The organism is Plantibacter sp. AC185 (assembly GCF_979258065.1).
This window is the reverse complement of sequence record NZ_OZ409831.1, coordinates 598,127-619,117: the sequence shown is the minus strand read 5'-3', so window position 1 is coordinate 619,117 and position 20,991 is coordinate 598,127. Positions and strand designations below refer to the sequence as shown.

Here is a 20,991-nt window from a genome sequence, read left to right as displayed (position 1 = left end):
GCCGCGCTCGCCACGCCCTCAGAGAGGTTGTCCATGACGATTCAGGTTCGCGCACTCGCCGGTCTACCACTTGCGAGAGGCGGACTCGACCGTCACGGCGAGCTCCGTTCACGACCGGACGTGCTCGACGGACTGCGGGTCGATCCGAACGCCCGAGCCGTCGTCCTCCGCGGCCGGCGCGCACTCGTGACCGGCGACGCGCTCGACCTCCTGGATCCCTCGGACCTGCCCGAGCCGGAGCTCATGGTCTACCTCGGAAGCACCATTGAGGACAGCCCGGGGACACCACCGGGCACCGACATCCTGCTGTGGGTCCTCGCCGAGGCCGACGCCGACGCGATCACCGAGGACGAAGACCGCTGGTTCGACCTCCGTCGCAGCGGACATCGGCTCTCCGACCGCGACGTCGGGATCCTGGCGACATCGCTGGCGATTGCCGGGTGGCATCGTGCCGAGCCGTTCTGCGCGCACTGCGGCTCGCCGACCACGGTCCGTAACGCCGGCTGGGCACGGCACTGCCCGGTCGACGGCAACGAACTCTTCCCACGCATGGATCCCGCGGTCATCGTCGCGGTCGTCGATCCTCAGGGACGGATCCTGCTCGGGTCGAACGCGATGTGGGAGCACAACCGGTACTCACTGCTGGCCGGCTACGTCGACGCCGGCGAGTCTCTCGAGCAGGCCGTCGCCCGCGAGATCTTCGAGGAGTCGGGGATGCGTCTCGGGACGCCCGTCTACCTCGGGTCGCAGCCGTGGCCGTTCCCGCGCTCGCTCATGCTCGGCTTCGTCGCCCCGCTCGCGGAGGATCAGGATCCGGAGGCGCTCGTCCCGGACGGCCAGGAGATCCTCGACCTGCGGTGGTTCACGCGGGAGGAACTCAAGGACCCGGCCACCGACGTCATCCTCCCCGGACCGTCGTCGATCGCACGAGCCGTGATCGACGAGTGGCTTCGCGGATCCTGGTCGCGATGAGGCGCGGCACCACCGAGGGCCGCCGATGAGCAGCCCGGCCGAACTGCTGGCCGGGCTCGACCCCGACCAGGCCGTCGCGGCGGAGGCGCTCCGCGGACCCGTGTGCATGCTCGCCGGCGCAGGCACCGGGAAGACCCGTGCGATCACCCATCGCATCGCCTACGGGGTCGCGACCGGGACGTACACGGCGTCGCGCGTCATGGCGCTCACCTTCACCAGCCGCGCCGCTGCGGAACTGCGTGGCCGGCTCCGGGCACTCGGAGCCGAGGGTGTCTCCGCCAGGACCTTCCACGCCTCCGCGCTGTCACAGCTGAACTTCTTCTGGCCCCAGGTCGTCGGCGGACAGGTGCCAGCGCTCGTCGAGAGTAAGGGGCGGGTGCTCGGGCACGCGGCCGAACGGCTCCGGTTGCGGGTCGACACGGCGACCCTGCGCGATGTGGCGGGCGAGATCGAATGGCGCAAGGTGTCCGGCCTGACCCTCGAGCAATATACGGCGTCGAACCGGCCGTTGCCGGCCAAGCTGTCCCTCGAGCAGGTCGTCTCGCTCCAGGAGACGTACGAGCAGTTGAAGGACGAGCGCCGGCGCATCGACTTCGAGGACGTCCTGCTCGCCTGCGCCGGCATGATCGAGACCGAGCCCGCCGTCGCCATGCAGGTGCACGAGCAGTACCGCTTCTTCGTCGTGGACGAGTACCAGGACGTCTCGCCGCTGCAGCACCGACTCCTCGAACTCTGGCTGGGCGGACGACGGGACGTGTGCGTCGTCGGCGATGCGAGTCAGACCATCTACTCCTTCGCCGGTGCCCGTTCCGACTACCTGCTCGACTTCCCGACCCGGTACCACGATGCCACGGTCGTCCGGCTCGAGCGCAACTACCGTTCCGCCCCGCCGGTCGTGGCCGCGGCGAACACGCTCATGCGGGGTCGCCCGGGGGCACTGCACCTCTCAGCGGCAACCGCACGAGACGACGAGGGCACCCAGACCGCACGGCCCGAGACGCCGGCGGTCGGCCTGCGGCAGTACCCGAACGAGCTGTCCGAGGCGAGAGGCGTGGCCTCGGAGATCCTCGTGCAGCTGCAGGCGGGCGTCCCGGCCTCGGAGATCGCCGTGCTCTACCGGATCAACGTCCAGGCGGCGGCGTTGGAGACTGCCCTCGGCGAAGCCGGCATCCCCTACGTCATGCACGGCTCCAAGCGCTTCTTCGAGCTGCCCGAGGTGCGGCAGGCCCTGCTCCAGCTCCGCGCGGCCTCCGTCTCGATCAGCGGTGAGCCCCTGTTCAAGTCCGTGAGCGACGTGCTCCGGTCGCTCGGCTGGAGCCAGGACCCGCCCGACGGTGGTGGTGCGGTGCGCGACCGCTGGGAGTCGCTCAACGCGATCATGGGGCTCGTCGACCAGGCGCCGGAGGGGACCTCGTTCCGCGCCTTCACGGATGAGCTGCAACTGCGGCAGGCCGCGCAGCACGAGCCGACGGTCGAGGCGGTCACGCTGGCGACCCTGCACTCGGCGAAGGGCCTCGAGTGGGAGGCCGTGCACCTCATCGGGCTCTCCGAGGGCTATCTGCCGATCTCCTACGCGAAACAGTTCGAGCAGGCGGACGAGGAACGGAGGCTCCTCTACGTCGGCATCACGCGCGCCAAGCGGCTGCTCAACCTGTCCTGGTCCGAGACGCAGCAACGCGGTGGTCGACGCGAGCCGTCGCGATTCCTGGCAGAGCTCGGCATGCGCACCTCGAGTGCTCCCGGACGACGCGGCGCCTGACCCCACCGGTCGCGGCGTCGACCACCAGCTGGGTGCTCGCGAGGATGGGCTGGGACGCGTCGAGGTGTCGGAGCACCAAGCGGGTCACGCGGGTCGCGACCTCCGCGCCGAGGAGCTGGGTGTCGAGTGGTGAGCGGCGCCCGAGGAGCTGGGAGGCGACGGCCGGCCAGGCCGGATCGTCGTCGGTGCGGTGCAGCTCGACGCAGTGCAGGCACGGCCCTGAACCGGGTGTCACGAACGGCCCGATCCTCACGACACGATCGCTGAAGACGACCGGCAGGTGCGGGACGTCGTCGCGCAGCCAGCGCGTGTACCGACTCGGCGGGATGACGAAGTCGGCGAAGAGGACGGCGACGTCGACGTGGTCGGGCTGCGACCCGGATCCGGTCGACCCGGACTCCGGTGGCAGGAGTTCGACCGCCTCCTGCTCGGAGAGGAGACGTCGGAGGAGTTCGGCCGCCGGGCTCGCGCCGTCCACGACGACCCGGTGCGTCACGGTGGGTCCGGAAGCGGGGCCGTCGTGCTCGATCACCGGGTCGAGCGTCGAGAGGACGCGATCGAACTCCTGGGCTGGGATGTCGAAGGCGTCCGGCAGTCGTCGTTCGACGAGAGCCGGGAAGCCGGCACGCAGTGCCGCGACGACCTGCTCGGTCTCGGTCCGGACGCTGTCGAGCAGGACCGCTTCATCGACTCCCACCTGCAGGCTGTGCGGGGTTCGCCAGAGCAGCGGTCTCCTGGGATCGAGGCGCGTCGTCATCCATCGATGATGACGGGTCGACGACCGGTCGCGTCGTCACTCTCCACAGCCCGCCCGGAAGGACGAGCTGTGGAGCGTCGCCGTGGATCAGACCGGGGGGCCGCCGGCACCGTTCGGGCCGGAGGGCTCCGAACCGGGCTCGTCGTCGTGCTGGTCGCCGCCTTCTTCGCCACGGAGGAGGTCTTCGAGCGCGAGATCCATCTCGTCCTGCTCGGGACGCTCGCCCCTGGCCTCCGCTTCGAGGCGCGCGATGAGCGACTCCGGGGCGTCGATGTCGGCTGCGGTGGGCACGAGGTCGGGGTGCGACCACAGGGCGTCGCGCTGCGCGGTACCGACGGCGTCCGTGACCTGCTGCCACATCTGCGCAGCCTCGCGCAGCCGGCGGGGTCGCAGCTCGAGTCCCACGAGCGCGCCCAAGGCCTGTTCGGCCGGCCCGCCGGCGGCGCGGCGTCGGCGGACGGTCTCCGCGATGGCCGCGGAGCGGGGGAGACGCTCGGTGGCCGCCGCGGTGACCACGTCGACCCAGCCCTCGATGAGGGCGAGCGTCGTCTCGAGTCGTGCGAGGCTCGCGTCCTGTGCCTCCGTGCGGGCGGGGATGAGTGCCCCGCTCGTCATGGCCTCCCGGAGTTCCTCGGGGTTCGACGGGTCGAAGCTCTCGGCGAGCTCCTCGAGTCGATCGGTGTCGATCCGGATGCCGCGCGCGAAGTCGGTGATCGAGGAGATGAGATGCAGGCGGAGCCAGCGGGCGTGGCGGAAGAGTCGTGCGTGCGCGAGTTCGCGGACCGCCAGGTAGATCTGGACCTGATCCGCCGGGATGTCGAGACCCTCGCCGAAGTCGGCGACGTTCTGGGGCACCAGGGCGGCCTCGTTGTCGTCGAGCAGTGGGATGCCGATGTCGCCGCCGGAGACGACCTCCTTGGAGAGCTGACCGACGACTTGTCCGAGCTGCATGGCGAAGAGCGTGCCGCCGATGCCGCGGACGAGCTGTCCGGCGTTCGCGATCATGCTCGACAGCTCCTCGGGCGCGCGTTCCGTGAGCACGCCGGTCAGGGCGTTCGCGATGTTCGTGGCCACCGGCTCGGCGAGCTGCGTCCAGAACGGCATCGTCTTCGTGGCCCAGCGCGTCCTCGTGTACAGGGCCGGTCCGCTCGACAGCTCGGCGACGTCGGTGACGTCGGCGAGCCACAGGGAGGCGATGTGGAACGCCTGCTCGAACGCCGCACGCTGCTCGGGCGTCGTGTCCTGGGCGCCGTCTCCGGCGATGGTCTTCGCCTGCTGGAGCGAGGTGTCCCAGTTGATGCCGTCGCCACTGGAGCGGAGTGCGCCCTGGAGCTGCGACATGAGCGCAGCGAGACTGGCCGGATCGCTGGGGAGGCCGGCGGCGCCGGCGAGCTGGCTCGGGTCGAACGAACCGTTGCCGGAGAGGAGCTCGCGGAGCATGTCGCGGAACTCGTCCTCCGGACTCTTGTCGGAATCCTCTGGCACGTCAGCCGCCTCTCAGATAGCTCGGTGCTGGGCCTTCTACGCTAGTCGCACCTCGCTGAAGAATCGCCGGGGTATGGTTGGTCGGGTTTCCGCCCACCGCGAACACTCCGGAAGGCTTGCATGTCGCTCTTCGCCGATGAGGCTCCCACCGCTTCGGCGCCGACCGGTCAGGGTCGCAATCGTCGCGCCCGGTTCGGGTGGATCGTGCTCAGCCTCTCGCTCGTCCTCCTCGGCGTGCTCTCGGCGGTACCCGCGCCGTACGTCATCGAACAGCCGGGTCCAGTGTTCAACGTGCTGGGTACGACCGAGGGCGATGACGGCGACGTCCCGCTCATCGAGGTCCACGACGAGCAGACCTACGAGACCGGCGGCACACTCGACATGTTAACGGTCCAGCTGGTCGGGAACCCGCAACGGAGCCCGGGCTGGCTCGACATCGTCTCGGCCTGGTTCGACCCGAGCCGCGCCGTCGTACCGATGGACCTCTACTTCCCGCCCGGCGTCACGACCGAGCAGCGCGACGAGCAGAACGCGACCCTCATGGTCGACTCGCAGCAGGACTCGGTCGCGGCGGCGTTGCGTGAGCTCGGGTACGAGGTCCCCGAGCACATCGTGGTGGCACAGATCGCGGAAGGTGCCCCCGCGCAGGGGGTGCTGCAGCTCGACGACGAGATCGTCGCTGTCGACGGTACGCCGGTGACCGGCCTGGCCGGCCTGCGGGACGCGATCAACGCCAACGGCACGGACAAACCGGTCACGCTCGACATCGTGCGTGGGGGAGCGGCGAGCACCGTCGAGATCACGCCGACGACCGCGACCGCGTCGGACGGGACGACTTCGACCGTGATCGGCATCGGCACCAAGACCACCTACGACCTCCCCGTCGACATCACCATCCAGCTCGACAACGTCGGCGGCCCGAGCGCCGGCATGATGTTCGCGCTCGGCATGATCGACCTGCTCACCCCGGGCGAGCTCAACGGCGGGAAGGACGTCGCCGGTACCGGGACGATCGACGCCGACGGCAACGTCGGCGCGATCGGCGGCATCCGGCAGAAGCTGTTCGGCGCGAAGGACGCCGGGGCCGAGTGGTTCCTCGCGCCGGAGAGCAACTGCGATGAGGTCGCCGGACACGTCCCGGACGGCTTGACGGTCTTCGCCGTGAAGACCCTCGACGATTCGCTCGCAGCGCTCAAGGCCATCGCGGACGGAGCCGACACGAGCAAGCTGCCCACCTGCTCGGCCGGTTGACCGCTTCGGGCGCTCTCCCAGCCCGGCCGCTTTAGGATGGGTGGGACGACCCCTATCTGAAGAGGCCACACGTGACATCCGCAGCAGCAGAGAAGCCCCTGTCCACTCAGCGCCGACGCGCCCCGATCGCGATCACGGTGGCGATCATCGCCGCGCTCCTGATCGGGTTCTTCGTGTTCTCGGGGTTCTACGCCGACCTGCTGTGGTTCCAACAGCTCGGCTTCACCGAGGTCCTGACCACGCAGTGGATCGCGGCGATCGCGATGTTCCTCGTCGGGTTCGTGGGCATGGCCCTGCCCGTCTGGCTCGCCATCGAGATCGCCTACCGGACCCGTCCGGTCTACGCGAAGCTCAGCTCGCAGGTCGACCGCTACCAGCAGGTGGTCGAGCCGCTCCGCCGACTCGCGACCTACGGCATCCCGGCGCTCTTCGGCCTCTTCGGCGGTGTCGCCGCGGCTTCGCGCTGGCAGCTGGTGCTGCTGTGGATGAACGGCACCCCGTCCGGCACCAAGGACCCGCAGTTCAACCTCGACGTGTCGTTCTACCTCTTCGACCTGCCGTTCTTCCAGGCCGTGGTCGCCTTCTCCTCGGCGGTCGTGCTGATCGCCCTGATCGCCACCGCCGTCGTCACCTACCTCTACGGAGGCATCCGGGTGGTCAGCCGTGAGGTCTGGATCTCCATGGCGGCCCGCGTACAGATCTCGGTGCTCGCCGCGCTGTACCTGATCCTGCAGGCCGTCAGCCTCTGGCTCGACCAGTACACGACCCTCAACGACACCGGCACGCTCATCACCGGCGCCTCGTACACCGACGTCGCCGCCACCATCCCCGGTCGGGTCATCCTCGCCGGGATCGCGCTCATGGTCGCCGTCCTGTTCGTCGTCACCGCGTTCACCGGCCGCTGGCGTCTGCCGCTCGTCGGTACCGCGCTGCTCATCGTCGCGTCCCTCATCGTCGGCAGCCTCTACCCGTGGATCGTCCAGCGTTTCCAGGTGGAGCCGAACGCGAAGAGCCTCGAGACGCCGTACATCAAGCGGAACATCGACATGACCCGCGACGCCTACGGGATCGCCGACGTCGAGGAGGAGGAGTACGCGGCCACCACCGACGCGACCCCCGGAGCACTCCGTCAGGACGCCGAGACCACGGCGAACATCCGGATCATCGACCCGTCGCTCGTGAGCGCCTCGGTCGCGCAGCTCGAGCAGTTCAAGCAGTTCTACTCCTTCGACAAGCAGCTCGACGTCGACCGCTACAACATCGACGGCAAGACGCAGGACGCCGTCGTCGCGGTCCGCGAGCTGAACGTCGCCGGCCTCGACAATTCGCAGTCGTGGATCAACAACACCGTCGTGTACACCCACGGGTACGGTCTGGTCGCCGCGTACGGCAACCAGCGCTCGGCCTCCGGTGAGCCGGTCTTCCTCGAGTCCGGTATCCCCACCACCGGCGCGCTCGGCGACTTCGAACCGCGCGTGTACTTCGGTGAGCAGTCGCCCGACTACTCCATCGTCGGCGCTCCCAAGGGCGCGGACCCGGTGGAGCTCGACTACCCGTCGGGCACGCAAGGTGAGTCGCAGACCTACACGACCTTCGACGGCGACGGCGGGCCCAAGCTCGACAACGTCTTCAAGAAGCTCGTCTACGCGCTCAAGTTCCAGTCGGAGCAGATCTTCCTCTCCGACTCCGTGAACAGCCAGTCGCAGATCCTCTACGACCGCGACCCGCTCACCCGGGTCCAGAAGGTCGCTCCCTACCTGACGCTCGACTCCGACCCCTACCCGTCCGTGGTGGACGGTCAGATCGTCTGGATCGTCGACGGCTACACGACGAGCGCCAGCTACCCCTACTCGAAGACCGTGAGCCTGTCCGACACGATCTCCGACTCGGTCACGCCGGCGCAGAACTACGCGCTCGACGACGTCAACTACATCCGGAACTCGGTGAAGGCGACCGTCAACGCGTACGACGGCAAGGTGACGCTCTACAGCTGGGACGACCAGGATCCGATCCTCAAGACCTGGCAGAAGGTGTTCCCGTCGACGGTCAAGCCGATGTCGGACATGTCCGGCGATCTGATGAGCCACGTCCGGTACCCGGCCGACCTCTTCAAGGTCCAGCGTTCGGTGCTCGGCCAGTACCACGTCACCAACGCCGGTTCGTTCTACTCGAGCGAGGACGCGTGGGTCACCCCCAACGACCCGCAGTCGACCGACACGGAGAAGAAGTACCAGCCGCCGTACTACCTGACGATGCAGCTGCCCGAGCAGGACGCGCCGTCCTTCTCCCTGTACTCCACGTTCATCCCGCGTCAGGGCGGTGAGCAGTCGCGGAACGTGCTGACCGGCTACCTCGCGGTCGATGCGAACGCCGGCGCCGAGGACGGCAAGCGGAGCTCCGACTACGGCAAGATCAGACTCTTGACCCTGCCGAAGGACGACACCGTGCCGGGCCCCGGCCAGGTGCAGAACACCTTCGACTCCGATCCGAGCGTGTCGAGCCAGATCAACATCCTGAAGCAGGGCCAGACCGAGGTGCTGAACGGCAACCTGCTGACCGTGCCGGTCGGTGGCGGTCTGCTCTACGTGCAGCCGGTCTACGTGAAGTCCACCGGCGACACGAGCTTCCCGCTCCTGCAGAAGGTGCTCGTCGCCTTCGGCGACCAGATCGCCTTCGAAGACACGCTGGACGAGGCGCTCGACGTCCTGTTCGGCGGCGACTCGGGTGCGGATGCGGGTGACACCAACGTCCCGGGCGACAGCACGACGCCCCCGACGGACGGCACGGACACCGGCGGCGGAACCGACACGGGTTCGACCCCGAGCACGGGCGACCCGACGGTGGATGCGCAGATCAAGACCCTGCTCGACCAGGCGAAGGCAGCGATGGTCGAGAAGGACGCGGCCATGGCGAGCGGTGACTGGGCTGCCTACGGGGTGGCGGACAAGAAGATCTCCGACGCACTGGCGCAGGCGCTCGCACTGCTGAACGGCTGACTTCGAGCCTGCAATCCGAACGGCGTCGCCCTGACGGGCGGCGCCGTTCGGCGTTCCAGGAGGAGGGATTCGGCCGGAATCGGAGTGCTTGGCGGCACGCGATTTGCACGCCCTCAGAATGCATGCTAGGTTTATCTCTTGTGCCGCAGGGTGGAGCAGTTCGGTAGCTCGCTGGGCTCATAACCCAGAGGTCGTAGGTTCAAATCCTGCCCCTGCAACAGAAAAGATGAAATCCCGGTCTCCTCGAGACCGGGATTTCGTCGTTTCCGGGGAAGATTGCCCGCAGCCGGCGAGCGGTGGGTCAGCCCATCGTCGCGACGGGGAGGCCGAACGCCGCGGCCACGCCGGCGTTGGTGACCGCACCCGCGTGGATGTTGACGCCCGCGCGGAGCGCTGCGTCGGCCGCCACCGCTTCTCCCGTGCCCTGGTCGGCGATGGCGAGTGCGTACCGGAGGGTGGCGTTGGTCAGCGCGCGCGTCGAGGTCTCCGGGACGGCGCCGGGCATGTTGGCCACGCAGTAGTAGAGGCTGTCGTGGACACGGAACGTCGGGTCGTCGTGCGTCGTCGGCCGGGAGCCCTCGAAACAGCCGCCCTGGTCGATCGCGATGTCGACGAGCACCGAGCCGGGCTTCATGTCCGCCACCATGGCGTCGGTGACGAGCTTCGGGGCCTGGGCCCCGGGGATGAGTACCGAGCCGATGACGAGGTCGGCGTCGCGGAGCTGCTCCGCGATCTCGTACGCCGATGACGGTCTGGTCTGGATCTGCCCGCTGAAGCGGTTCTCCAGCTCGCGGAGGCGAGGGATGGAGATGTCGATGATCGTGACGTCCGCCTGCATGCCGAGCGCGTTGGCCGCGGCGTGCTCGCCGGCGACCCCGCCGCCGATGACGACGACCTTCGCCTTGGGGGTTCCGGGCACGCCGCCCAGCAGGATCCCTCGGCCACCGGTGGCGCGCATGAGGTGGTAGGCGCCGACTTGCGTGGACAGTCGTCCTGCGACCTCGCTCATCGGCTGCAGGAGCGGCAGGGAGCGGTTGGGGAGCTGCACGGTCTCATAGGCGATCGCGGTGGTCCCAGAGGCGATCAGGGCGTCGGTCAGCGGACGGTCCGCCGCGAGGTGGAGGTAGGTGAAGAGCGTCTGGTCGGCCCGCAGGAAGTCGTACTCGGCGGCGACGGGCTCCTTCACCTTGAGTAGGAGGTCGCCCGCCGCCCAGACGGAGGCCGCGTCGGTGGCGATGGTCGCGCCGGCGGCACGATACGCCTCGTCGAGATTGCCGGACCCGAGGCCGGCGCCCGCCTGGACGACGACCTCATGGCCGTGTCGGACGAGTTCGTGGACGCCGCCTGGCGTCGCCGCGACCCGGTTCTCGTTGTTCTTGATCTCCGTGGGGATGCCGATTCGCATGGCTGGTTCCTCTCGCAGGCTGGGCCAAGGCTCGGCTCTCCCGCTCGTCGGTGGACGGTGTGCGACTATTCTGAGGTTGCTGCGTTTCAGTCGGATGAACACCGCAGCTTCTGCGGAATTCGTGTCTGAATTCGATGATGATTCGGCTGAACAAGAGAGTGGGCGCAGGATGACGAACAATCTGCACGGACGCGCGGACCTCGACGACGTCGATCACGCACTCCTGCGGCTCCTGCAGGAGAACGCACGCATGACGAACGCACGCATGGCGGAGCTCGTCGGCATCGCCCCCTCGACGTGCGTCGCCCGGGTGCGGTCGCTCGTCGATCGTGGCGTGATCACGGGGTTCTCGGCGCGTATCGATCCGGTCGCGGTCGGGCTCGGTCTGGAGGCGCTCATCAGCGTCAACATCAGGGCGGGGGCTCGCGCCCGTATCGCCGAGTTCAGCGCCGGCATCCGACAGCTCCCGGAGGTCGTGCAGGTGTTCTTCCTCGGCGGCTCCGAGGACTTCGTCATCCATCTCGCGGCGCGGGACAGCGCCCACATCCGCGACTTCGTCGTCGAGCACCTGTCGGCCGATCCGACGGTCGCCTCGACCCGCACGAGCCTGGTGTTCGATCACTCGTTCATCGGCGTCGCGGTGGGGGAGTGAGGGTGATCCGCGGCTGTACCGGGCGCGCGAAGGTCACGAACGCATAACGAAGGAGTTCGGCGGAAAACCCTGACCATGTTCGGTTTTGCCATGGAGGCCGTGCGCGATGTCCGCCTTTTGGGGGATCCTCGATTAGCCAGCAGCTGTGAGTTTCGTTAGCGTTGTCGACGGCCCGCAAGGGCTGACCTACGTAACCGCGTCCCGCCCCCTGTCGCCCCGTGACGGCGTGCTGGACGTACGGTCGAACGCCACGCGGTAGCCGTTGTCGCCCCACGTGATCCGAGCCCGCGCGCTGTCCATCAGTGCGCCGATGGGGCGGATCGAGAGCCGTTCGACCCGGCCTGACGATCGACAGGAAGAGCGCACCGCGGTTCCGCGTGCGCTTCCAGGAGAACACATGACCGAAACGATTGCCGTCTCCGCGACGGGACTGTACAAGGTCTTCGGCAGGAAGCCGAAGGAAGCCGTGAAACGCCTGCAGGCCGGTGCGTCGCGAGACGAACTCGCCTCCGGCGGGACCACCGCAGCCGTCATCGACGCCTCGTTCGAGGTGAAACAGGGCGAGATCTTCGTCGTGATGGGCCTCTCCGGCTCGGGCAAGTCGACGCTGATCCGGATGCTCAACGGCCTGCTCGAACCGACGGCGGGCACCGTGACCATCGCCGGGAAGCCGATCTCGGGGGTGTCCTCGAAGCAGCTGCGTACGGTCCGACAGGACAACATCTCGATGGTCTTCCAGCACTTCGCCCTGCTGCCGCACCGCACGGTGCTCGAGAACGCCGCCTACGGACTCGAGGTGAAGGGTGTGCCGGCCGCTGAACGACGCGAGCGGGCCCAGGCCGTCGTCGAGCGCGTCGGGCTCGCAGGCTGGGAGGACAAGCTCCCGGGCCAGCTCTCGGGTGGGATGCAGCAGCGCGTCGGCCTCGCCCGCGCACTCGCCTCGGACACCGACATCCTCCTCATGGACGAGGCGTTCTCCGCGCTCGATCCCCTCATCCGCCGCGAGATGCAGGAGCAGCTCGTCGAGCTGCAGGCCGAGCTCGGCAAGACCATCGTGTTCATCACCCACGACCTCAACGAGGCGATGTTCCTCGGCGACCGGATCGCCGTCATGCGCGACGGCCGGATCGTCCAGGTCGGCACCCCGAACGACATCCTGACCGACCCGGCGAACGACTACGTCGCCCAGTTCGTGCAGGACGTCGACCGCGCCCGCGTCCTGACCGCCGGTGGTGTGATGGAACCCGCGCGCTCCGTCGTCTCCGCGTCCGCCGGACCTCGGGCCGCCCTGCGCATCATGCGCGACCTGCAGACCTCGACCGCCTTCGTGGTCGGTCCGGGTCGGCAGCTCCTCGGCGTCGTCCGCGACAAGGACGTGCTGCGCCTCGTCCGTGCGGGCGACCACGAGCTCGGCAGCGTCATCACCGCCGACCTCGCCACGGTCTCGCCGGAGGCGGCGCTCGTCGACCTCTTCGAGTCCGCCGTCGAGAGTGCCCTGCCCGTCGCCGTCGTGGACGAGCGGACGCGCCTGCTGGGCGTCGTCCCGCGGGTGACCCTGCTCGCCGCCGTCGGCAACGTCCCGACCAACACGGACGAGATCAGCCTCGTCGGGCCGCCGGCGACGGTGCCCGTCGAGCTCATCACGGCGACCCTGCGGTCGACCGCGGAGGACCCGCAGCACCCCGACGACGTGACCTCGTCGATCGAGACCAGCGCCGCCGAACCGGCAGCGAGCCTGCCGGAAGGGAGTGTCCGATGAACGGCATCCGTCTCCAGTCGTCCGGGTTCCTGGACGCCATCACCCGCCCCGAGATCGGAGCGTGGGTCGAAGCCTTCGTCGACTTCATCACCGACGTCTTCCAGCCCGTCTTCGACGTCATCCGGAGCGTCTTCCAGGGGCTGTACGACGGCGTCGACCTCGTGCTCAGTGGTCCGCCGTTCTGGGTGATCATCATCGTCGCCGCCCTGCTGGCCTTCGTCGCACGGGGCCCGGTGTTCGCCATCGGCTCCGCGGTCGGGCTGTTGATCATCGTCGGCGTCGAGCAGTGGGACAACGCGATGGACTCGCTTTCGCTCGTGCTCGTGGCCGGACTCATCGCCATCGTGATCGGGATCCCACTCGGCATCCTGGCGGCGCGCTCGAAGGTCGCGTCGTCGATCATCCGGCCGTTGCTCGACTTCATGCAGACGACTCCCGCGTTCGTCTACCTCATCCCCGCGCTCATCCTGTTCCGCATCGGCGTCGTCCCGGGCATCGTCGCGACGATCGTCTTCGCGCTGGCCCCGGCCGTCCGTCTCACGGAACTCGGGATCCGCAACGTCGACCGCGAGGTCGTCGAGGCCGGCAACGCGTTCGGCGCTTCCTCCTGGCGGATCCTCCGCCAGATCCAGCTGCCGCTCGCGATGCCGAACATCATGGCCGGTGTCAACCAGGTCATCATGCTCTCGCTCTCGATGGTCGTCATCGCCGGCATGGTGGGCGCCGGCGGCCTGGGTGGCGACGTCGTCAAGAGCCTCTCCCGGATCGACATCCAGCTCGGCTCCGAAGCGGGCCTGTCGGTCGTCATCCTGGCGATCTTCCTGGACCGTCTCACGGCTTCCCTCGGCGGCGGTCGCAAGCAGCGCGGGAAGCGCACGAAGGCTGCCCCGTCCTCGCCCGGCGGGATCCGACCGGCGCCTGCCTCGAGCACCACGACGACTGACAGCACCGCCTCCGGTGAGGAGCAGCGCACTCCCGCCGAGTCGCCGACCACCGTGCGGTGACCCACCGGCACACAGCTTCCATCCGACGACACCGATCCCCGCGTCACGCGGGACGAAAGGAATCATCGAACATGCAGTACCGCACCAAGATCGCAACCACCATCGCAGCGGGGGCGGCGGCGACGCTCGCCATCTCCGGCTGCTCCGCGGGCGCCTCGGACGAGACGCTCGAGAACGGCGACAAGCAGGCGGTGACCATCGCCGTGTTCAGCGGCTGGGACGAGGGCATCGCGGCCTCCGAGCTGTGGAAGGCCGTGCTCGAGGAGCAGGGCTACGACGTCACCCTCGAGGAGGCGGAGCCCGCCCCGGTGTTCTCCGGCCTCAGCACCGGTGACTACGACCTGACGCTCGACGTCTGGCTGCCGACCACGCACGCGAGCTACATCGAGAAGTTCGGTGACGACGTCGTCGACCTCGGCGCCTGGAACACCGACGCCAAGCTCACGATCGCCGTCAACGAGGACGCCCCTGTCGACTCGCTCGAGGACCTCGCGGCCAACGCGGACCTCTTCGACAGTCGCCTCGTCGGCATCGACCCCGGTGCCGGACTGACCGAGGCCACCCAGGACAAGGTCATCCCCGAGTACGGCCTCGACGACTGGGAGTTCCTGACCTCGGGCACTCCTGCCATGCTCTCGGAGCTGAAGGCCGCGACCGACGCCGGCGAGAACATCGCCGTCACGCTGTGGCGTCCGCACTGGGCCTACGACGCGTTCCCGATCAAGGACCTCGAGGACCCGAAGGGCGCCCTCGGAGATGCCGAAGGCATCCACAGCTTCGGCAAGGCCGACTTCGCGGACGAGTACCCGACGCTCGCCGGGTGGCTGAAGGACTTCGACTTCGACTCGGAGCGACTGTTCTCGCTCGAGAACGCGATGTTCAACGAGGGTGACTCGAAGGACTACGCGCCCGTCGTCAAGCAGTGGATCAGCGACAACCAGGAGTACGTGGACTCGCTCACCAAGTAGCGGATCGATGAGACGACGGGCACCGGAGCGATCCGGTGCCCGTTGTCTTGTGCATCAGGGCGTCAGCCGCGGAGTCGGGCGAGGCCGTCGACGGCCCGCTCCAGCACCTCGACGCGCTTGCAGAACGCGAACCGGACCAGTGACGCGTAGTCCGGGTCGTGCCGGTCGAGGCAGAACGCCGACATCGGCACCGCCACGACACCGGCGAGCTCGGGCAGTGCCCGGCAGAACGCTGCAGCATCGTCGAAGCCCAACGGGGTCGCATCGGCCACGATGAAGTAGGTACCGTCCGGTCGGAAGGTGTCGAAACCGGCGGCGGAGAGGCCCGCGCTCAGGAGGTCCCGTTTGCCGCGCAGGCCGTCGGCGATGGCCGTGAATGCGGCGTCGGGCAGTCGGAGTCCGGTCGCCATCGCCGGCTGGAACGGTGCGCCGTTGACGTAGCTGAGGTATTGCTTGACCGTCGTGACGGCCGTGACGAGTTCGCGGGGTCCGCTCAACCAGCCGATCTTCCAGCCGGTCGTGCTGAAGGTCTTGCCACCGGACGAGATCGTGAGTGTGCGTCCGGCGGCACCCGGCAGGGTCGCGATGGGGACGTGCCGGACGTCGAAGGTCAGGTGCTCGTAGACCTCGTCGGTCACGATGATCGCATCGTGGCGCTCCGCCAACTCGGCGATCAGGTCGAGCGTCGCGCGGTCGAGGACGGTGCCGGTCGGGTTGTGCGGGGTGTTGACCAGGATGACCCTGGTCCGGTCGGTGACGGCGGCGCGGAGCTCGTCCGGGTCCGGCTGGAAGTCGGGTGCGCGCAGCTTGACCGTCCGGTGCCGGCCACCGGCGAGGGCGATGAGTCCGCCGTACGCGTCATAGAACGGCTCGAAGGTCACGACCTCGTCGCCGTGCTCGACGAGGGCGAGGAGGGTCGCGGCGAGCGCCTCGGTCGCTCCGGCGGTGACGAGCACCTCTCCCTGCGGGTCGGGCTGGAGACCGTAGAACCGTCGCTGGTGCTCGCTGATCGCGGTGCGGAGGTCCAGGGTGCCCGGGCCGGGCGGGTACTGGTTCTCGCCGCGCTCGATGGCCGCGACCGCCTCGGCGAGGACCGCCTCGGGCCCGTCCTCGTCGGGGAACCCCTGGCCGAGGTTGACGGCTCCGGTCTGCAGCGCGAGCGCGCTCATCTCCGCGAAGATCGTCGACGAGACGTGTCCGTCCTCGTCGACGAGGCCGGCGCCTTCGGCGGTGCGCCGCCAGGGTCCGTCAACCACCATGTCGATCTCCCTCCGTGGCCGCGGGCGCGGGCCGCTCCCAATCTAGGACACCGTGCGCAGGTCCTTGCGGCGAAGCCCTAGCCGGCGCACAGCGGGCGCGAATGAAACACTCAGCTCAGCACGGGAAGCTGACTGCGCTTGGAAGGAGCAGAATCGCCATGACCGACACCGCAGACGGACAGCAGCCCGCCGAACACCCCCAGTCCACCCCGAACGGTGAGACCGCGCCGCAGTCCGCACCCGCTGAGCAGGCGGGCGGCACAGTGCCTCCCGCGGGCGAGGCACGGCCGTCGACCTCAGGAGCGTACTTCCCGCCCCCGACCGCGATGCCACCGGCCGCACCGCCCGCCGGTCAGCCGACGCAGCAGCCCTACGGCGCGGCCCAGCAGGGCTCGCCGTATCAGCAGGCGCCGCAGCACCCGTCAGCAGCCTTCTCCCGTCAGCAGCAGCCGAACCCGTACGCCGCGTACCAGCAGCCCACCGGTCAGCAGCCCACGGTTCAGCCGCAGCCCGGTCAGCAGCACGGTCCCTACGGAGCGTCCCCCTACGCCCAGCAGCCGACCGGGCAGCACCCTGGCGTCCCGACGCCACCGGCAGCGCGGACGAAGAGGACCAACCGCCCGCTGGCCGGCATGGTCGCGATGCTCGCCGTCGGCGCCCTCATCGGAGGAGCGTCCGGCGCCGGGGCGACGCTCTGGGTCACGAACGCGACGAAGTCGAGCGTCTCGAGCAACGAGGCGGGCTCGAAGGCGTTCACCATCAACGACGACGCCGACGTCAGCCTGACCACGGCCATCGCCGCGACGGCCGGGCCGAGCGTCGTGACCCTCTCGGTCCAGGGCGGGCAGAGCGCCGGTACCGGCTCGGGGATCATCCTCAGCAAGGACGGTTACGTCCTGACGAACACGCACGTGGTGACCCTGGACGGCCAGGTCGCCGACCCGACCATCCGCGTCACCGATGCGAACGGCAAGCTGTACAACGCCAAGATCGTCGGCACGGACCCGATCTACGACCTGGCGGTCATCAAGCTCGAGGACGCCTCGGGTCTCAGCCCGATGGAGTTCGCGAACTCCGACAAGCTCAACGTCGGCGAGACGGCCGTCGCGATCGGTGCGCCGCTCGGACTGGCGGGAACCGTCACGGACGGCATCGTCAGCGCCCTCAACCGGAGCATCACCGTCGCCTCCTCTGCCGTTCCGGACTCCGGATCGAGCGACGACGGCGGGTCCGGCGACTCGAACGGCGACAACCAGAGCCCGTGGAACTTCGACGTGCCGGGGCAGACCACCCCGACCGCGCCGACCTCCTCGATCTCCATCGCGGTCATCCAGACCGACGCGGCGATCAACCCCGGCAACTCGGGTGGCGCGCTCGTCGACGGCACCGGCAAGCTCATCGGTGTCAACGTCGCGATCGCGAGCGCCGGAAGCACCGACTCGTCGTCGCAGAGCGGCAGCATCGGTGTCGGCTTCGCCATCCCGGCGAACATCGCCAAGCGCGTCTCGGACGAGATCATCAAGACGGGCAAGGCGACCCACGGCCTGCTCGGCGCGACCGTGAAGGACGCCTCGAGCGACGCCAAGAGCACGGTCGCCGGCGCACTCATCGACAAGGTCACCGACAACGGCGCCGCGCAGGCCGCGGGTCTGAAGTCCGGGGACATCGTCACCGAGTTCAACGGCGTCCCGGTCACGGGTGCGAACGACCTCACCGCTCAGGTGCGGGCGCTCGCGGCCGGGGCGACGGCGAAGCTCACCTTCACCCGCGGCAACGACTCGCAGACCGCCGACGTCACGCTCGGCGAACTCGCGCTCTGACACCCGGGGCGTCATGCCCCGGAGGACGCCCGCACGGCCACCGTGCGGGCGTCCTCCGCGTCCGGGCCACCCCGACGACCGGCTGCTAGGCTCGATCGAACGAAACACGGAGTGAACCCCCATGTCGAACGACACAGGCCAGGCCGACGCACCGTCGTCGCCCGGAGTCTCCTACGTGATGCCGGTGTTGAACGACGTCCGACACGTCCGGGCAGCCGTCGACAGCCTCCTGGCGCAGGACTACACCGGCGACGTGGAGATCACGATCGCCGTCGGACCGAGCATCGACGGCACGACCGAGCTCGTCCGAGAGCTCCAAGCGGCCGACCCGCGCATCCATGTGCTGGAGAACCGCGTCGGGTCGACCCCGGCCGGACTCAACCTGGCGATCGCCGCGTCGACGCATCCGATCGTCATCCGGGTCGACGCCCATTCCGAGCTGCCCGACGACTACGCGCGACTCGCGGTCGAGACCATGCTCCGCACGGGGGCGCAGAACGTCGGCGGGATCATGGACGCCCAGGGGCGTACGAGCTTCGAGACGGCGGTGGCGCGGGCGTACGGCTCGCGCGTCGGACTCGGGGGCACACCCCACCACGTCGGCGGTCGCGAGGGGCCTGCCGACACGGTCTACCTCGGGGTCTTCGACCGCGAGATGCTCATGCGGGTGGGCATGTTCGACGAGCGCATCAAACGCGGACAAGACTGGGAGCTCAACCGCCGGATCAAGCAGGCCGGCGGCCTCGTCTGGTTCACGCCGGCGTTGCGCGTCGTCTACCGCCCGCGTGCGAGCATGCGCGCCCTGGCGCGACAGTTCTTCTCCACCGGACTCTGGCGCGGCGAGCTCAGCCGGAGCTTCCCCACCCGCGGCACGCTCCGTTACTTCGCGCCGCCGGTGCTGGTGCTGGGCATCGTGCTCGGCACGCTGCTCGGGCTCGGAGGCCTGGTCCAGCTGGGTGCGGGAGCGACGCCGTGGCTGCTGCTCGGGTTCGCGGCCCCCATCGCCTACGCGGCCATCGTGCTGCTCGCGAGCATCGTCGTCACCGGGCGGGACGGGGTGCGGACGAGCCTCTGGATGCTCGCCGTCCTGCCGTGCATCCACTTCTGCTGGGGCACGGGGTTCGTGCTCGGCTACGGCTCGCTCGCGAAGGGCATCTCCGCGCTGCGCAATCCACCGAAGGCGGTCTAGATGTCGGATCCCAGTACGGCCGGAAGCGGGCCGAGGCTCACGCCCCCGCGGACGATCGCCGAACTCCGTGCCGTGGCGCAACCGCCGGAGGTCCGCGCGCGGAAGAACGCCGAGCACTGGACCGCCGACCTCTACCTGCGAGACCTGTCGCCGTACGTCACCTGGTTGCTGCTCCGGACGAGCATCAGCGCGAACGGCGTGACGGGCCTGATGATCCTGACCGGCTGGGCGACGGCCGCCGCGCTGCTCATCCCCGGGTTCGGAGGCGCGGCTCTCGCACTCGTGCTCGGCCAGACGCAGATGCTCGTCGACTGCTGCGACGGTGAGGTCGCGCGCTGGCGGCGGACGTCGAGTCCGGCCGGTGCGTTCCTGGACTCCGTCGGCCACTACTCCACGGAGTCGCTCATCGCGATCGCGCTCGGCATCCGTGCCGCCGCGTGGCCGGTCGATGCGCCCGAGGACCTCGTCTGGATCACCCTCGGATTCGCACTTGCACTGTTCGTCGTGCTCAACAAGGCGCTGAACGACATGGTGCGGGTCGCCCGAGCCGGGTTCGGGGCGCCGAAGCTCACGTACTCGACCGAGGAGTCGGCGCCGCGCGGGGGACTGCTCGCGACGGCGCGGACGGTGGCGCGGTTCCTGCCGTTCCACCGGCTGTTCCACTCGGTCGAACTGACCATGGTGATCTTCGCCGCGTCCGTGGTCGGCCTGTTCGTCGGCGACGTGGAGGCGATGCGCTGGGTGCTCGCGATCCTCGTGCCGCTCGCGTTCCTGACGCTCGTCGGGCATTTCATCGCGATCGTCTCGTCGAAGCGGCTCCACGCGTGATGTCCGGCCCGATCCCGGTCACGCGCTCCGTCGGCGTCGTGGTCCTGACGCAGGGGAGCCGCCCGGTCGAGCTCACCGCAGCCGTGGAGAGCGTGCTCGCCCAGCAAGCGGTGGAGCTCGACGTGGTCGTGGTCGGCAACGGCTGGCAGCCGACCGGACTTCCGGACGGCGCTCGAGGCCTGGCCCTGTCGGAGAACCTCGGGATCCCGGCCGGCCGCAACCGTGGTGCCGGCGCCGTGCAGGGGGAGTTCGTGTTCTTCCTCGACGACGACGCCACCATCCCGTCCACCACGTTCCTCCGCGACGCCATCGCGATGCTCGACGCGGACCGCTCCATCGGCCTCATCCAGCCCCGGCTCGCCGCCGCGGACGGTGCAGCGACGCCGTCCCGCTGGGTGCCGCGCACCCGCGACAAGGACCCGGGGCATTCGAGCGCCGTGTTCTCCTGCCTCGAAGCGGCAGTCCTGCTGCCGCGGCCAGTGTTCGACGCCGTCGGCGGATGGGCCGACCCGTTCTTCTACGCGCATGAGGGCATCGAGCTCGCCTGGCGGGTCTGGGACCAGGGGAGGCGAGCCTGGTACGAGGCGTCCCTCGAAGCGAACCACCCGGTGACCGAACCGACGAGGCACACCGCCTACTACCGGCTCAACGCTCGGAACCGGGTCTGGCTCGCACGCCGGAACCTCCCGGTGCCGCTCATCCCGCTGTACGTGGGTTCGTGGACCGCGATCCAGGTGATCCGGTGGTGGCGGAAGCCGGACGCCCTCCGCCCCTGGTTCGGCGGCTGGCGTGAGGGCTGGCGCACGGACCCCGGCGAACGTCGCCCACTGCGTTGGCGGACGGTCTGGCGGATGACGCGCGCAGGGCGACCTCCGGTCATCTGAGCT

Annotated in this window: 16 protein-coding genes and 1 tRNA gene; 13 read left to right on the top strand and 4 right to left on the bottom strand. The window is 69.2% G+C overall.

The window, feature by feature from the left end; translation table 11 throughout:
- The first annotated feature begins 33 nt into the window (after positions 1-33).
- Both nudC and ACZZZB_RS02995 read left to right on the top strand, forming a co-directional pair.
- Positions 34-972, top strand: a complete 939-nt coding sequence (gene nudC, locus ACZZZB_RS03000; protein ID WP_463528972.1) for an NAD(+) diphosphatase — start codon at positions 34-36, stop codon at positions 970-972.
- Positions 973-997: 25 nt separating this feature from the next.
- Positions 998-2,731: an ATP-dependent helicase gene (locus ACZZZB_RS02995; RefSeq protein WP_463528971.1), complete on the top strand. Its 1,734-nt coding sequence runs from the start codon at positions 998-1,000 to the stop codon at positions 2,729-2,731.
- Here ACZZZB_RS02995 and ACZZZB_RS02990 read toward each other — a convergent pair.
- A complete protein-coding gene (locus ACZZZB_RS02990; protein WP_463528970.1) occupies positions 2,619-3,488 on the bottom strand; it encodes a TOMM precursor leader peptide-binding protein in 870 nt (289 codons plus the stop codon). The genes ACZZZB_RS02995 and ACZZZB_RS02990 overlap by 113 nt on opposite strands.
- A gap of 87 nt (positions 3,489-3,575) precedes the next feature.
- Complete coding sequence (locus tag ACZZZB_RS02985) at positions 3,576-4,973, bottom strand: zinc-dependent metalloprotease (RefSeq protein ID WP_463528969.1); 1,398 nt, start codon at positions 4,971-4,973, stop codon at positions 3,576-3,578.
- Between the two features lie 120 nt (positions 4,974-5,093).
- Here ACZZZB_RS02985 and ACZZZB_RS02980 point away from each other — a divergent pair, with 120 nt between their 5' ends.
- The 3 genes from ACZZZB_RS02980 (at position 5,094) to ACZZZB_RS02970 (ending at position 9,438) form a co-directional block, all read left to right on the top strand.
- Positions 5,094-6,224, top strand: a complete 1,131-nt coding sequence (locus ACZZZB_RS02980; RefSeq protein WP_192018191.1) for a YlbL family protein — start codon at positions 5,094-5,096, stop codon at positions 6,222-6,224.
- Between the two features lie 71 nt (positions 6,225-6,295).
- On the top strand, positions 6,296-9,220 hold the full coding sequence (locus ACZZZB_RS02975) for a UPF0182 family membrane protein (protein WP_124769026.1): 2,925 nt from the start codon (positions 6,296-6,298) through the stop codon (positions 9,218-9,220).
- 144 nt (positions 9,221-9,364) lie between these two features.
- Positions 9,365-9,438, top strand: a tRNA-Met gene (locus tag ACZZZB_RS02970).
- An 83-nt stretch (positions 9,439-9,521) separates the two neighbouring features.
- On the opposite strand, the gene ald is transcribed toward ACZZZB_RS02970, so the two are convergent.
- Positions 9,522-10,625, bottom strand: coding sequence for an alanine dehydrogenase (gene ald, locus ACZZZB_RS02965; protein ID WP_463528968.1), 1,104 nt, complete (start codon positions 10,623-10,625; stop codon positions 9,522-9,524).
- Between the two features lie 169 nt (positions 10,626-10,794).
- On the opposite strand from ald, the gene ACZZZB_RS02960 reads away from it, so the two are divergent.
- The 4 genes from ACZZZB_RS02960 to ACZZZB_RS02945 all read left to right on the top strand — a co-directional run bounded on the left by ACZZZB_RS02960 (position 10,795) and on the right by ACZZZB_RS02945 (position 15,008).
- Positions 10,795-11,277 (top strand): Lrp/AsnC family transcriptional regulator, encoded by a 483-nt coding sequence (locus ACZZZB_RS02960; RefSeq protein ID WP_079705560.1) that lies wholly within the window; start codon positions 10,795-10,797, stop codon positions 11,275-11,277.
- Positions 11,278-11,674: 397 nt separating this feature from the next.
- A complete protein-coding gene (locus tag ACZZZB_RS02955) occupies positions 11,675-13,036 on the top strand; it encodes a quaternary amine ABC transporter ATP-binding protein (RefSeq protein ID WP_086473641.1) in 1,362 nt (453 codons plus the stop codon).
- A complete protein-coding gene (locus tag ACZZZB_RS02950) occupies positions 13,033-14,040 on the top strand; it encodes an ABC transporter permease (protein WP_086473640.1) in 1,008 nt (335 codons plus the stop codon). Before ACZZZB_RS02955 ends, ACZZZB_RS02950 begins: the two co-directional genes overlap by 4 nt.
- A 71-nt stretch (positions 14,041-14,111) precedes the next feature.
- Positions 14,112-15,008 carry a glycine betaine ABC transporter substrate-binding protein gene (locus ACZZZB_RS02945; RefSeq protein ID WP_079705563.1) on the top strand — a complete coding sequence of 299 codons (897 nt, stop codon included), beginning with the start codon at positions 14,112-14,114 and terminating at the stop codon, positions 15,006-15,008.
- 62 nt (positions 15,009-15,070) lie between these two features.
- Here ACZZZB_RS02945 and ACZZZB_RS02940 read toward each other — a convergent pair whose 3' ends face one another.
- Positions 15,071-16,267, bottom strand: a complete 1,197-nt coding sequence (locus ACZZZB_RS02940) for an aminotransferase class I/II-fold pyridoxal phosphate-dependent enzyme (protein WP_192018185.1) — start codon at positions 16,265-16,267, stop codon at positions 15,071-15,073.
- A 158-nt stretch (positions 16,268-16,425) separates the two neighbouring features.
- Between ACZZZB_RS02940 and ACZZZB_RS02935 the strand changes: the two genes are divergently transcribed.
- From ACZZZB_RS02935 to ACZZZB_RS02920, 4 genes are all read left to right on the top strand, one after another.
- The gene (locus tag ACZZZB_RS02935; RefSeq protein WP_463528967.1) at positions 16,426-18,087 is read left to right on the top strand and encodes a S1C family serine protease; all 1,662 of its coding nucleotides are present in this window, start codon (positions 16,426-16,428) and stop codon (positions 18,085-18,087) included.
- Positions 18,088-18,208: 121 nt separating this feature from the next.
- Positions 18,209-19,276, top strand: a complete 1,068-nt coding sequence (locus ACZZZB_RS02930) for a glycosyltransferase family 2 protein (RefSeq protein ID WP_191940805.1) — start codon at positions 18,209-18,211, stop codon at positions 19,274-19,276.
- The gene (locus tag ACZZZB_RS02925) at positions 19,277-20,104 is read left to right on the top strand and encodes a CDP-alcohol phosphatidyltransferase family protein (RefSeq protein WP_086473636.1); all 828 of its coding nucleotides are present in this window, start codon (positions 19,277-19,279) and stop codon (positions 20,102-20,104) included. It begins immediately after the preceding gene.
- Positions 20,104-20,988: a glycosyltransferase family 2 protein gene (locus ACZZZB_RS02920; protein WP_463528966.1), complete on the top strand. Its 885-nt coding sequence runs from the start codon at positions 20,104-20,106 to the stop codon at positions 20,986-20,988. The genes ACZZZB_RS02925 and ACZZZB_RS02920 overlap by 1 nt, the downstream gene beginning before the upstream one ends.
- Positions 20,989-20,991 lie beyond the last annotated feature (3 nt).

Coding starts and splice junctions, on each gene's coding strand:
- ACZZZB_RS02945 (WP_079705563.1), top strand. CDS start 14,112: ATGCAGTACCGCACCAAGATCGCAACCACCATCGCAGCGGGGGCGGCG.
- nudC (WP_463528972.1), top strand. CDS start 34: ATGACGATTCAGGTTCGCGCACTCGCCGGTCTACCACTTGCGAGAGGC.
- ACZZZB_RS02920 (WP_463528966.1), top strand. CDS start 20,104: ATGTCCGGCCCGATCCCGGTCACGCGCTCCGTCGGCGTCGTGGTCCTG.
- ACZZZB_RS02960 (WP_079705560.1), top strand. CDS start 10,795: ATGACGAACAATCTGCACGGACGCGCGGACCTCGACGACGTCGATCAC.
- ACZZZB_RS02990 (WP_463528970.1), bottom strand. CDS start 3,488: ATGACGACGCGCCTCGATCCCAGGAGACCGCTGCTCTGGCGAACCCCG.
- ACZZZB_RS02980 (WP_192018191.1), top strand. CDS start 5,094: ATGTCGCTCTTCGCCGATGAGGCTCCCACCGCTTCGGCGCCGACCGGT.
- ACZZZB_RS02935 (WP_463528967.1), top strand. CDS start 16,426: ATGACCGACACCGCAGACGGACAGCAGCCCGCCGAACACCCCCAGTCC.
- ACZZZB_RS02955 (WP_086473641.1), top strand. CDS start 11,675: ATGACCGAAACGATTGCCGTCTCCGCGACGGGACTGTACAAGGTCTTC.
- ACZZZB_RS02940 (WP_192018185.1), bottom strand. CDS start 16,267: ATGGTGGTTGACGGACCCTGGCGGCGCACCGCCGAAGGCGCCGGCCTC.
- ACZZZB_RS02995 (WP_463528971.1), top strand. CDS start 998: ATGAGCAGCCCGGCCGAACTGCTGGCCGGGCTCGACCCCGACCAGGCC.
- ACZZZB_RS02950 (WP_086473640.1), top strand. CDS start 13,033: ATGAACGGCATCCGTCTCCAGTCGTCCGGGTTCCTGGACGCCATCACC.
- ACZZZB_RS02925 (WP_086473636.1), top strand. CDS start 19,277: ATGTCGGATCCCAGTACGGCCGGAAGCGGGCCGAGGCTCACGCCCCCG.
- ACZZZB_RS02930 (WP_191940805.1), top strand. CDS start 18,209: ATGTCGAACGACACAGGCCAGGCCGACGCACCGTCGTCGCCCGGAGTC.
- ald (WP_463528968.1), bottom strand. CDS start 10,625: ATGCGAATCGGCATCCCCACGGAGATCAAGAACAACGAGAACCGGGTC.